Raw genomic sequence first — 11,825 nt, 5'->3', positions numbered from 1 at the left:
CAGGTAGTGCGGAAAACATGTACTGCGGGAACAGCTAGTCGGGAAAAGCAGGGAAATCCGGATCGAGCTTCTAGTTGACCAGTTCGGCCGTCTGGTTTGTGGCCGTACGGCTGCGGGCGAACCAGGCGAGGGCCGCCGTCGCCACCACGGTAATCCCTGTGGCGAGCTTGGCGATCGCCGGGAACATCGGCACCAGGACGAAAACCACCAGCATGGCCACGCCGACGGCGATGATCGTGACCCGGGGCTGCTTGGCGGAGACCACCAGCTGGACCAGGACGGCACCGATGATGGACGGGAAAATGTAGAGCCGGGCCACGTCCATCACTTCGACCGGGATGAGGGTCAGCAGCCAGGTGCCCAGCAGGCCCACAAACACCAGCATGGAGACCACGTGGACCATGGCGGCGCCGCAGATGGCCATCAGGGCGGAGAAGTCGGCCTTTTTGGTGCCAGGCTTCGCGCCGATGGTCGCCTGCGCCACCATGGCGGAGGGCAGCAGCTTGTTGGCGATGTTGCCGATCATAAAGGCCTGGTACATGGCGGCCGGGCCCAGCACCGGGTAGTAGGTAATCGGCTCCACGAACCAGAGCACAAAGAACGCGGCGCCGACGGCCAGGGCCGCGGTCCACACCATGGTGCCGGTGACGCCGAGGTCGGCGAAGAACACGAGGTAGAAGGGCCCGGCGAGGGACAGCAGCAGGGCGGCGAGCATGGTGAGCTGGCCCCACCGCGAGGTGGTCCGGTCGAACTCCTGGAGGGAGGCTTGGGCGCCGGCGTCGAGTGCAGTTGTTGACATCAGGGTCTCCTGGGTTCGGGGCTTAGGCTGCTGTGCCGGAAGTGTGGGCGATGTAGGCGATGACCAGGCCCAGGACAATGGAAATACCCAGGCCCCATTCGCGCAGCCAGGGCGCCTGGAGCTTCTTGGCCAGGAACAGACACATGCCCATCACGGCGGCGGAGACCACCACGGTCAGCACATGCACCCCGCTCTTGGGCAGCTCCGCGGCGCCCAGGCTGGCGAACGCGCCCAGCAGGGCGGCGGTGGGAATGATGGCCATCAGGGCCGGGTTCACGTCCCGCAGTTTGCTGTCCCCGCGCTTGAGCAGCGGGGTGAAGATCAGGCAGCAGACCATCCACATGGCACCGGAGAGGCTCATGGCGGTGAACGCGACGGCGTACACGGTCTGGGTGTAGCCGTCGCCGCCCAGGACGGCGTCCATGGTGCCCGCGGCGATGGACGCGGAGGCGGTTTCGGTGGCGGCGGAACCCACGAGGCCGATCCGGATCAGCACGGCGGGCGTGCCGAAGAGGGAGAGCAGGGCGATGCTGACCAGGACCACGGCCAGCGACGGGCCGATGGCGGCTACGGCGCCGGCGCGGAAGGAGGTCTTCAGCTCGGCCGGGGAAATCTCAGCGGCGGGCCCGGCTTTCGTGGCGGCCCGCATGTAGATCACGCTCTGAATGATGACGACGGCGAACACGGCCAGCGCGAAGACCCACAGGATGGGAATGTTCGCCACCTGCGCAATGTCGGTGGAGCTGCCGTCACGGGGCGGGGAAAGCATCATGGATGGTTCCTTCGGGTGGAGTGTGAGCGGGCGGGGAAGGAATGCGAATCGAGCCGCAGGAGGGTGTCCGCCAGGACCTGCACTCCTGTGGTGATGTGTTCGGTGGCGGTGAATTCCTCCGGGCAGTGGCTTTTGCCGTTGACGGAGGGAATGAAGATCATGCCCATCGGGGCCAGCGAGGCCATGTGCACGGCGTCGTGCGTGGCGCCGCTGGGAATCGGCAGCCAGGGAACGCCGGCGGCATCGGCCGCCGCCGCGGCCAGGTCCTGCACGCCGGTGGCGGCCCGGACCACAGTGTTGTCCGTGGACCAGCCCAGCTCCACCTCGACGTCGTGCTTCGCGGCCTTGGCAGCGATCTCCTCGGCCAGCCGGCGGCGGGTGCCGTGCAGCCAGGTCTCGTCCACGCTGCGGACCTCGCCATACAGGCGGACCAGGGCGGGGACAACGTTCGGTGAGGCGGAGGCGTTCTCCAGCCGGGTGACCGTGGCGACGCCGTGTTCCGGGGCGCCGCAGCCCTCGGCCCGGATGGCCAGCACGGCTTCCGCGGCGGCCACCATGGCGTCGCGGCGGTCGTCCATCGGGCGGGTGCCGGCGTGGTCCGGGGTGCCGGTGAAGCTGGCCACCAGCCGCTCGATCCCGGTGATGGCGGTGACGATTCCCACCGGAATGCCGCGGGCTTCCAGCACCGGTCCCTGCTCTACGTGCAGCTCCACGTAGGCGTGCGGGCGCCTGGCTCCGGTCCAGGCTGCCCCGGACAGCAGTGCGGACGGGTCCAGGCCGAAGTCCGTGTAGGCAGCGGCGAGGGTGCGGCCTTGATAATCGGTGCGGGCCAGATCCTCCCGGGTGAGCTCACCGGCCAGCGCGCGGCTGCCCAGGCAGCTGAGGCCGAAGGGGTTGGATTCCTCGCCCAGGAAGTCGACCACCAGCAGGTCCCGGGCCAGCCGGGTGCCGGATTCGCGCAGCAGCCGCACGGCCGCCAGCGCGCCCAGGACCCCGACGACGCCGTCGAACCGGCCGCCGCCGTCCACCGTGTCGGTGTGGGAACCGGTGACCAGCGGCGGGATGGAGGGCAGGATTCCGGGCAGCCGGCCGATCAGGTTCCCGGTGGCGTCCTGGTGCACTTCCAGCCCGGCCAGCCGCATCTGGTCGCGGACCCAGCGGCGGGATTCGCGGTACGGGGTGCTGAACACCTCGCGGGTCCAGCCCGGGCGGCCGGGACTGGCGAACGCGGCCAGTTCGGCCAGCGCCGTGTCCAGCCAGCCGGTGGTTCCGGCCGCGGCGGTAAGGGTCACTCGTCTCTCCTCTAGCTGCGTTCTCAGTGCAACCGCAAATGCAATCGATTGCACAACCTTGCCTAAAGAAAGCCCCCTCTGTCGCCGGGTTTCCCCTGTTGGGCTTCAGATCGGGCTTGGGGACCACTTTCACACGCCGGAGAGAAGCCCGTCTAGGGGTGGGACCGAATTGGATGGAATATTTTTCGATATCGACAATGAATGTAAATTCGGCAATTCGTGTGGATTAAATTCGTTCGTTCCCGCGGGAATATGGCTTACACTAGCCCGACGCAGCAATCTCTCCTTGCCGCACGGTATTCGTTTTGGAAGGCAGGGTCCACCATCAGCGCTGACAGCCATGTTCCGCCGCGCCCTGCCACCTTGGAGGATGTTGCCCGGCTGGCGGGGGTTCACCCTTCCACTGCCTCGCGGTCGCTGGCGGACCAGCCGGTGCGGATCAGTTCCGCCACCGTGGCCCGGGTGCGGGAAGCGGCGCGCTCTCTGGGTTACCGGCGGGACAACGCGGCGGCCACCCTGCGGACCGGCAGCTCCCGGCTGATCGGGGTGCTGGTCCCCCGGCTGACGGACATTGTGCTGGCCACCATGTACGGCGGGGTGGACGCAGCTGCCGCGGCGCACGGGTACGGCGCGGTGGTGTCCAATGGGCTGGATGATCCGCAGGTGCGCCGGGACCGGTTGGATGCCCTGCTGGCCCGGCGGATCGACGGCGTGATCCTGGCTGATGCGCGCCGGGGCGACACCGTGGCCGATGACCTGGCGGCGAACGGTTTTCCCTATGTGCTGGCCATGCGCACCCTGCCCGGGCATGTTTCGGTCAGCACTGATGACGTCGAGGGCGGGCGGGCGGCTGCCCGGCACCTGCTGGAGCAGGGCCACCGGGCGGCCGGAATCGCCGCCGCGGATCCGCTGGCCAGCACCGGCCGGGACCGGACCGCCGGCTTCCGCGAGGTGTATGCCGCGGCCGGTTTCCCGGTCCCGGACAGTGCCGTAGTGGCGTCCGGTTTCGGAGTGGCTGGCGGGCGTCGGGCCGGAACCCTGCTGGCTGCAGCGCAGCCGCGGCTGACCGCGGTGTTCGCCGTGGATGACCTCACCGCGATCGGGGTGATGGGCTCCCTGCGGGACGCCGGCCGCATCGTCGGCACCGACATTGCCCTGGTGGGCTACAACGACATTGATCTCGCTGCCGACCTTCCCGTGCCTCTGACCTCGGTGCGCTCCGATCTGGATCAGATGGGCCGGCTCAGCCTGAACCTGCTGCTGGCCCGGATTGCCGGCCGCGAGGTTGAATCCGTGCTGCTGCCTCCGGTGCTGATGCCGCGGGCGTCGAGTGTGGGGCGGGTTGGGGCTAATTCGAGGACAGAAACTACCTAGACCTCATTAAGAAAGACTGGTATCCCCGTACTACAGACAAACGGCAACGCCCCGGTTTAGCGTTCAGGTCACCGGAGCAGTGCCGCTTCGGGACAGTCTCGTATTCGGGGGAATTCTGATGCAGTCCACTTTGTTACGCCCTGCCCGCACCGCCGGCCGGCTCACCACTATTGTCCTAACCGCCGGGGCGCTCACCCTCGGTTTGGCTGTGCCATCCCAAGCAGCCGTCCCAGTCGCCACGGCTGAAGCCGAAGCAACCATCGGCCAACTCGGAGCCCGCCCCGGCGCCACCAGGTTGCCGCTGCCCGTCAGTGACACAGTCAACGCGTCGCTCGACGTCGGGACCGGGAACCTGATGGTCTCCATCAGCGCGCTCTCCCTCCCGGGCGTGAACGGGGACGCCAGCCTGGGCGTGGTCTACAACTCCCTCTCTCAACTAACCGAGTCAACCCATGTCCATCCCCGCTGGAACCTCGCCCTGGGATCGACGGGCCGCCTGTCCAGCACCGCTGCGGGGGTGCTTTTCACGTCCGGGGACGGCTATTCCGCCTTGTTCAAACCGGTACAGGGTTCTCCCACTGCGTTTACCCCTCCTGCCGGAGTGAAAGCGGACCTGGTGAAAACCAGCACCGGCTACACCCTTACGTCCCGCACCACCGCCGAAGTTCAAACGTTCGACGCCGACGGTAAGGCGGTGTCGGTCGCTAACCGTAACGGCAACAAAACCACCCTCGCCTACGACAACCAAGCCCGCCCGACCACGATTGTGGGTACCCGCGGCAGCACCGCAGCCCGCACGGCAACCCTCAAGTACAGTGGCGCGCAAGTGCTGGAGCGGATCAGCCAAACCGCCGGCACCAGCACCCGCTACGCCGGTTTCACCAGTGACTACGCCACGGACAACCTCAGTTCCTTCCGCGACCTGACCGGCAAAGTCACCGAGTTCCACTACGACGACTGGCGGGACAGCAACCTTCTCACCCACATCATCTCCCCAACCGGTGCGGTCATCACGTTCACCTACGACGATCTGGGCCGGGTCGAACGTATCGAGCAGGCCAACACCAGCCACGGCTCCCCGGGCAGCTCCATCACCCGGATCGACTACACCTCCGCAACCCAAACACTTCTCGCCGGGCCCAACACCGACCAGAACGTCCCCATGGACACGGTCCCGGTCACCAACTACACCCTGGACGGCAACGGTCGGGTCACCAACGTGGTTGACGCCGCAGGCCGGACCCAGTCAAAGACCTACACCGCTGACTTCGATACCCTCACCGCGACTTCCGGCACCGGAACAACAGCGGGCACCACGACCAACACCTACGGGGCGAACACCGGCCAGTCCCTCACCGCTTCCCAGTCCGCCACCGGGGCGACCGGGCAGGCCGAATATGCCAACACGGCCGCGAACACCAAATATCTGGCCAGTTCCAGCACCGATGATGCCGGGAACAAGAGCACCTACACGTTCAACGGTTCCGGGAACATGCTCTCCTCCTCCGATGCCCTGGCTGCTACCGCAGCCCTGACCTACAACGCCGACGGCACCGTGGCCACCGCGCAGGCACCGGGGAACGGCACGAACACCACAAAATACACCTACAACGCCGACAAGCAGCTCATCAAGGTCACCCCGGTGACCGGCTCCTCCCTTGCTGCGAAGGACTTCACCTACGACGAGTGGGGCCGGCCGAAGACTGCCACCGACGGACGCGGTAACACCACCGCCTACGCCTACGACACGGCCGGGCGCCTCACCTCCCAGGCGTTCTCCGACGGCACCCCCACCATCAGCTACACCTACGACGCTGTGGGACGTACCACTAACGGGTTGATGCGTCCGGCACCACCAGCTATCACTATGACCAGCTGGGCCGGCTCATCACCCGGGAACACAGTGCCGGTGGGGGGATCATCACCTACGGGTACGACAACGCCTCGAACCTGATCTCTACCCGGGATTCCCGGGGCACCACCACCTACGAATTCGACGCCGCCGGCACCCCCACCGCATTGAAGTACCAGTACCAGGGGCAGCAGAAGACGCTGGCGTTCGCAGTGGATGACCGCGGCCGGCGCACCGATTCCTGGATGGGCGCTAACGCGGCCCGTACCAGCTGGGATGCCCGCACCCACACCGACTACGACACCTCCGGCCGCGTCACCCGCTCCACCGCCTACACCGGGCCGAACAACACGGATAACACCCTGGTGATGGACCTTTCCTACTGCTACACCTCCGGCACCACCGCCCCTGATTGCACGGCGAACGCGACGGCTGATCGGTCTAAGATCCAGTGGGTGAAGGACAATGTCACCGGCGCAGTCACCGCCTACACGTACGACGGCGCTGGACGCCTGACTAAAGCTGTCGTCACTGGCGGCCCTGCCCCGGCAACTTATACGTATACCTACGATGCCCGGGGGAACCGGCTCACCGCCGGCGGCCCGGCCGGCACCCAGACCCTGGCAGCGAACGCCGCGAACCAAATCAGCACCAACGGGTACACCTACGACGGGACCGGGAACCTTACCGCCGATCCTTCCGGCTCCTACACCTACAACGCGGCCCAGCAGATGACCACGGTCACCAAGGGCACCAACACCTACAACTACACCTACGCCGGTGCCAGCCAGAACGAGCTGCTGTCCCAGACCACACCTCAGGGAACCTACAAACTCACCTATGGCCGCACCGACGCACAGGGGATGCCCATCATCGAACAGCTCAAACGCAATGACGGAACCGCCTACATCGAACATGACCCCGTCACCGGGGAACCCTTGATGCTGCGCACCAGCTCAGGCATGCAGTCCCTCTACGTCTATGACGGCACCGGAAACCCGGCGGCCCTGCTCACCAGCGCAGAGTACGTTGCGTTTGCCTACAATTACGACCCTTACGGCACACCGACGCTGACGGAAACCTCGAACGGGCTAGGCGTTCCCCAGAATCCCTACACTTTCAAAGCAGGTCTGCAGGACCGGGCCACCGGCTGGGTCAAATATGGACAGCGCTGGTACAACGCCGGTACCGGCCGCTGGACCCAAATGGACACCCTCGACGCACCCCTGGACCCCGCCAATGCCAACCGCTACGCCTACGCCGCCAACGATCCCATCAATAACGCCGACCCACTGGGGCTCGCAACTACCGAAAAACTCTTCGGTGAACTAATCGGTACCGCAGTCGGCGCCGGATTTGGTGCTCTAGTGACCGCAGCTGCCGCTCCTCTCGGAGGCTGGGCGCCAATTATAGGCGGGGCAGTCGGTGGCTGCGTGGGTGGAATAGTCAGTGGCGGGACAACAGCTTCACTGAAAGATGAGGAGTACAGTGGAGCCGAGGCTGCAAAAGACTGTGGTGTTGACTCTGCTCTCGGTGCCATTGGGGGGATAAACAAATGACGCTTTTCAAGAGGATCACGATTGCTTTTGTATTATTTGTGATTGCTACTGTTCTAATATGGCTAGTCCTACCTGAGAACTCGAGTTTGCTCGGTGCCCCTGGGATTCTGTTTATAATCTATTGTGTTCGGTCTGTCTACCGGCGAAACCTGGAAAAAAGAGGGAACTAAGATCATATCGACCAGACGGCCTATGTTATTAATTCTGGTGTGCCGGCCGCATTGAGGAGGGCCCGACGCCCGTGGGGAAAAAGTTTTGGTTCGTCACAGCCGCTTTGGTCACACTCATGATCGGTGGCATTTTCCTTCTTGCAGGTGAGGGAGGGGTAAATGACCCTGAGTTCATGTGTCAGCTAGTGATGGGACACCGCTCCGATTCCTGTAAGACGCCATGATTTCTGCATCTCTCTAGACCGAGTGAAATGCAGACACTACGCCGTTATCTGTGGCCTATGCAGCCGCAATTATGGCCGGTAGCGACAGAGGTAGCTTCCCGGGTCTGGCCTAGGCCTGTTACGAAGAGGACATACGTTGCGCCGGCTTGGATGGGCACTAACGCTGCCCGTACCAGCTGGGATGCCCGCACCCACACCGACTACGACTCCCGCCGTGTCACCCGCTCCACCGCCTACACCGGGCCGAACAATACGGATAACACCCTGGTGATGGATCTGCCCTACTGCTACACCTCCGGCACCGCTTCTCCTCAGGGGATCCCTTAGAACACCACCCCGGCGGCGTAGCCAAGTACACATCCACGCACTCATACTCGTCTGGCAAAGATGAAAGCGGGAGCCGCACCACACGGCTCCCGCTTTCCTTACTGTCCTCCGCAACCAACGAAGGAAATCTACTGGGCCTGGCGGCCCTCTTCTTTGAAGGGTTCTCCGGCCCGGGCGCAAGGTTCCGGCTTTGACCGGATCCCCTTTTCTGCCAGTTCCGGCGGATCCCTCAGCCAGGTTCTGTTTGGGCGGGGCTCGGCGCTTGGGTAGCCGAAGCTGCTCCCCTAGCGCTGACGCAGATGCTCCGGCCCCAGCTCGTCCAGGCTGGTCACCCCGATCAGCTGCATCACCAGGGTCATCTCGGTGCGCAGGATCTCCAGCGCACGGTCGACACCCTGCCGGCCGCCGGCCATCATCCCGTACAGGTAGGCCCGGCCAATCAGGGTGAAGTCCGCCCCGGCCGCGATCGCCGCGACGATGTCCCCGCCGGACATAATTCCGGAGTCCAGGATGAGCTCGGCTTCCGGTCCCACGGCTGCCCGGATTTCGGGGAGCACCTTCAGCGGCACCGGGGCGCGGTCCAGCTGCCGGCCGCCGTGATTGGAGACCACCAAGGTGTCCGCGCCGCGGGCCAGGACGTCGACGGCGTCGGCCGCGGATTGGATGCCCTTCACGATCAGCTTGCCGGGCCAGTTCTCCCGCAGCCAGGCCAGGTCGTCCAGGTTCAGCGACGGGTCGAACATGGTGTTCACGCTTTCCGCCACGGACATCCGGTCTGCCTCGAAGTTCGCGAAGCCCAGCGGTTTGGTGGTCAGGAAATTGAACCACCACTCCGGCCGGTAGGAGGCGTCGAGGATGGTTTTCGCCGTCAGGGTGGGCGGCAGGGTCATCCCGTTGCGGGTGTCGCGGTGCCGGGCGCCGGAGACCGGGGTGTCGACCGTAACGATCAGCGCCCCGAACCCGGCGTCGGCCGCCCGGCGGATCAGGTCCAAAGACCGGGGACGATCCTTCCAGAGATAGAGCTGGAACCATTTATCGGCGTCGGGCGCTTCCCGGGCGACCTCCTCGATGGACACCGTGCCCATGGTGGAGAGGGAGAACGGAATGCCGAACGCGGCGGCTGCCTGCGCGCCGGCCACCTCGCCCTCGGAATGCATCAGCCGGGTCAGGCCGGTGGGCGCGATGCCCACCGGCAGAGCAGCGTCCACGCCGGCGATCTTAGCCCGCAGGTCCACCGCGGAGACGTCGCGGAGCACGCGGGGGTTGAATTCGACGTCGTCGAACGCCGCCCGGTTCCGCCGCAGCGAGTGCTCAAAAAAGCTGCCGCCGTCCACGTACTCGAAGGCCGCCGTCGGGATCCGCCGCTTAGCGATGTCCCGCAGGTCCCAGACGGTGTTGGCCTTGGCCAGCCGGGCGCGGCGCCGGTCGGGATCGAAGGCTTTGAACTGCACAAGTTCGCGGAGTTCGGAGTACTGGGGAATTCGGCGCTTCATAACTGCTTTCCTGGTTGGTGCTGCGAGGGTTCGTGCGTATTCGATGACTGCGTTTACTCGATAACCGTGTCGGCGGTGTCGAGCAGTTCCTGCGGGATGGTGACGCCCATCCGTTCCGCGGCGCCCTTGTTGATCACCAGCAGCGATTCGGTCTGCTTTTCCACCGGCATGCCGGCTGGGTCTTCGCCCTCGAGGATCTTGATCGCCATCAGCGCGGTCTGGTAGCCGAGCTGTTCGTAGTCCAGGCCGTAGGTGGCGGCGCCGCCGGCTTTCACCGTGGCACTGTCGCCGACGACGAGCGGCACCTGCTGGGATTCGGCGGCTTCCACCACGCTGTCGATCGCGGAGACCACGTGCGAGTCGGTGGGCACGTAGAACGCGTCGACATCGAGCGACTGGGCGGCCTGCTGCACCTCGGCGGTGCTCGCGACGGAGGCTTCCTTCAGTTCCATGCCCAGCTTCTTCGCGGCCTCGCGGGCCAGGTCCACCTGCACCTGGGAATTGACCTCACCGGAGGAGTAGACGACGCCGATGGTCTTGGCGTCGGGCGCGAGTTCCTTGATCAGCCCGATCTGGTCCTCGACCGGTCCGAGGTTGCTGGTGCCGGTGATGTTGGCGCCGGGGGCATCCCAGGACTCCACGATGCCGGCTTCCACGGGTTCGGTGACGGCAGAGAACACCACGGGAATGTTGCCGACGGCCTGGGCCACGGTCTGGGCGGCCGGGGTGGCGATCGCGAAAACGAGGTCAAAGTCCGACGTCGCGAAGCCGGCAGCGATCTGGGTGGCGGTGGCCTGGTCACCCTGCGCGTTCTGGTAGTCGTACTCGATGTCCTCGCCTTCGACGTAGCCGTTTTCGGTCATGCCCTTGATGAAGCCTTCGCGGGTGGCGTTGAGGGCGTCGATGTCCATGAGCTGGGAGATGCCGACCTTGACCGGGCCTTCTCCCCCGGCGGCGGCGCCGTTGGTCCCGCCTTCGCCGCCGCAGCCGGCGAGGAAGAGGGCGGAGGTGAGCAGCGTGGCGGTACCGAGGGTTTTGAGTGGACGCTTCATTGCGTTGCCTTTCGGGTCGGTGTGCTGTTTGTGCTGTTTAGGAACGGCGGGGTTAGAGCGGTCCGGCGTTGTAGAAGGTACGGATCATGGCGGCGTTGGATTCGAGCAGGTGGTTGTGCATGAGTTCCTGCGCGGCTTCGGCGTTGCCGGTGGCGACGGCGTCGAAGATGGCTTCGTGCGCGGCCTGTTCTTCGGCGGAGGCGAAGTGGTCACGGGCGGTGGGCATGAGGTGGTAGAACCGCATGACCTCGTCGGTCAGGCTGCGGTCCACGGCTGCGGCCCGGGTGTTGCGGGAGGCCTGGGAGCAGGTGACGTGGAAGTCGCGGGCGGCGGCGAGCCGGTCTTCCAGGGTGTTGCCTTCGCGGAACTGGTTTTCGATCTGAGTGCGCAGGTCGGTGACGAGGTCTGCGGTGACGTTGCGCGCGGCTGCGGCGGCCAGCGGGGGTTCGAGGATGAGGCGCAGGTCCATGACTTCGCGGACGTCGTGGAAGCTGAGGCTGCGCACCATATAGCCCTTGCGCGGCAGCACGTTGACCAGGCCTTCGACGGTGAGCATCTGCAGGGCTTCGCGGACCGGTGTCTTGGAGACGCCGTATTCGCGGGCGAGGTCGGGCTCGGTGAAGATCTGTCCCGGCCGTAGTTCGGCGCGGATGATCTGCCGCCGGATCATGCCACGGATTCGTTCGGGCTGGGACTGGGTGGTGGGGTTGTTAGGGGCGTCCGTGGGGGTGGCCGTGGAGCTGCCAGGGGCGGGGCCGGTGCGCAGCGGAAGGACGTTGTCCGCGGGTGTCATGGTGTGACCTGCATTACAGAGATGCTACAGATATATCTCAGAGATACAAGGGGCAGATAGTGCCCCGCTAAACACGTTACCTACTGCCCAGCGGGCCTCCATGTGAGTGTCGGTGCTC

At 65.4% G+C, this 11,825-nt stretch carries 10 protein-coding genes; 4 read left to right on the top strand and 6 right to left on the bottom strand.

Annotated features, from left to right (window positions below; genetic code table 11):
* Window positions 1–70: 70 nt before the first annotated feature.
* Genes AL3_RS14725 through AL3_RS14715 form a run of 3 tightly spaced genes read right to left on the bottom strand, consistent with a single transcriptional unit; the run spans window position 71 to window position 2,863 of the window.
* Entirely contained in the window at window positions 71–799 is a 729-nt protein-coding gene (locus tag AL3_RS14725) for a hypothetical protein (RefSeq protein ID WP_066302435.1), read from the bottom strand.
* Window positions 800–821: 22 nt separating this feature from the next.
* Entirely contained in the window at window positions 822–1,571 is a 750-nt protein-coding gene (locus tag AL3_RS14720; protein WP_370665477.1) for a DUF5058 family protein, read from the bottom strand.
* The gene (locus tag AL3_RS14715; protein WP_066302433.1) at window positions 1,568–2,863 is read right to left on the bottom strand and encodes a M20 family metallo-hydrolase; all 1,296 of its coding nucleotides are present in this window, start codon (window positions 2,861–2,863) and stop codon (window positions 1,568–1,570) included. The genes AL3_RS14720 and AL3_RS14715 overlap by 4 nt, the downstream gene beginning before the upstream one ends.
* A gap of 252 nt (window positions 2,864–3,115) precedes the next feature.
* Here AL3_RS14715 and AL3_RS14710 point away from each other — a divergent pair, with 252 nt between their 5' ends.
* From AL3_RS14710 to AL3_RS18510, 4 genes are all read left to right on the top strand, one after another.
* Entirely contained in the window at window positions 3,116–4,237 is a 1,122-nt protein-coding gene (locus tag AL3_RS14710; RefSeq protein ID WP_083521782.1) for a LacI family DNA-binding transcriptional regulator, read from the top strand.
* Window positions 4,238–4,355: 118 nt separating this feature from the next.
* A complete protein-coding gene (locus tag AL3_RS14705; protein WP_151724073.1) occupies window positions 4,356–6,191 on the top strand; it encodes an RHS repeat domain-containing protein in 1,836 nt (611 codons plus the stop codon).
* Between the two features lie 65 nt (window positions 6,192–6,256).
* The gene (locus AL3_RS14700; RefSeq protein ID WP_066302430.1) at window positions 6,257–7,648 is read left to right on the top strand and encodes an RHS repeat-associated core domain-containing protein; all 1,392 of its coding nucleotides are present in this window, start codon (window positions 6,257–6,259) and stop codon (window positions 7,646–7,648) included.
* A gap of 544 nt (window positions 7,649–8,192) precedes the next feature.
* Window positions 8,193–8,369, top strand: coding sequence for a hypothetical protein (locus tag AL3_RS18510; RefSeq protein WP_157075269.1), 177 nt, complete (start codon window positions 8,193–8,195; stop codon window positions 8,367–8,369).
* 284 nt (window positions 8,370–8,653) lie between these two features.
* Here AL3_RS18510 and AL3_RS14695 read toward each other — a convergent pair whose 3' ends face one another.
* Genes AL3_RS14695 through AL3_RS14685 form a run of 3 tightly spaced genes read right to left on the bottom strand, consistent with a single transcriptional unit; the run spans window position 8,654 to window position 11,707 of the window.
* Window positions 8,654–9,862, bottom strand: coding sequence for an alpha-hydroxy acid oxidase (locus AL3_RS14695; RefSeq protein ID WP_066302428.1), 1,209 nt, complete (start codon window positions 9,860–9,862; stop codon window positions 8,654–8,656).
* A 53-nt stretch (window positions 9,863–9,915) separates the two neighbouring features.
* Window positions 9,916–10,914, bottom strand: coding sequence for an ABC transporter substrate-binding protein (locus tag AL3_RS14690; RefSeq protein WP_066302426.1), 999 nt, complete (start codon window positions 10,912–10,914; stop codon window positions 9,916–9,918).
* Window positions 10,915–10,966: 52 nt separating this feature from the next.
* Complete coding sequence (locus AL3_RS14685) at window positions 10,967–11,707, bottom strand: GntR family transcriptional regulator (RefSeq protein ID WP_066302424.1); 741 nt, start codon at window positions 11,705–11,707, stop codon at window positions 10,967–10,969.
* Window positions 11,708–11,825: the final 118 nt, after the last annotated feature.

Source organism: Arthrobacter luteolus NBRC 107841 (assembly GCF_001552075.1).
GTDB classification, from domain to species: domain Bacteria; phylum Actinomycetota; class Actinomycetes; order Actinomycetales; family Micrococcaceae; genus Arthrobacter_B; species Arthrobacter_B luteolus.
Note: the sequence above shows the minus strand (reverse complement) of the source record. Positions and strands in the feature narration are given on the sequence as shown.

Coding starts and splice junctions, on each gene's coding strand:
- AL3_RS14725 (WP_066302435.1), bottom strand. CDS start 799: ATGTCAACAACTGCACTCGACGCCGGCGCCCAAGCCTCCCTCCAGGAG.
- AL3_RS14720 (WP_370665477.1), bottom strand. CDS start 1,571: ATGATGCTTTCCCCGCCCCGTGACGGCAGCTCCACCGACATTGCGCAG.
- AL3_RS14710 (WP_083521782.1), top strand. CDS start 3,116: ATGGCTTACACTAGCCCGACGCAGCAATCTCTCCTTGCCGCACGGTAT.
- AL3_RS14705 (WP_151724073.1), top strand. CDS start 4,356: ATGCAGTCCACTTTGTTACGCCCTGCCCGCACCGCCGGCCGGCTCACC.
- AL3_RS18510 (WP_157075269.1), top strand. CDS start 8,193: ATGGGCACTAACGCTGCCCGTACCAGCTGGGATGCCCGCACCCACACC.
- AL3_RS14695 (WP_066302428.1), bottom strand. CDS start 9,862: ATGAAGCGCCGAATTCCCCAGTACTCCGAACTCCGCGAACTTGTGCAG.
- AL3_RS14690 (WP_066302426.1), bottom strand. CDS start 10,914: ATGAAGCGTCCACTCAAAACCCTCGGTACCGCCACGCTGCTCACCTCC.
- AL3_RS14685 (WP_066302424.1), bottom strand. CDS start 11,707: ATGACACCCGCGGACAACGTCCTTCCGCTGCGCACCGGCCCCGCCCCT.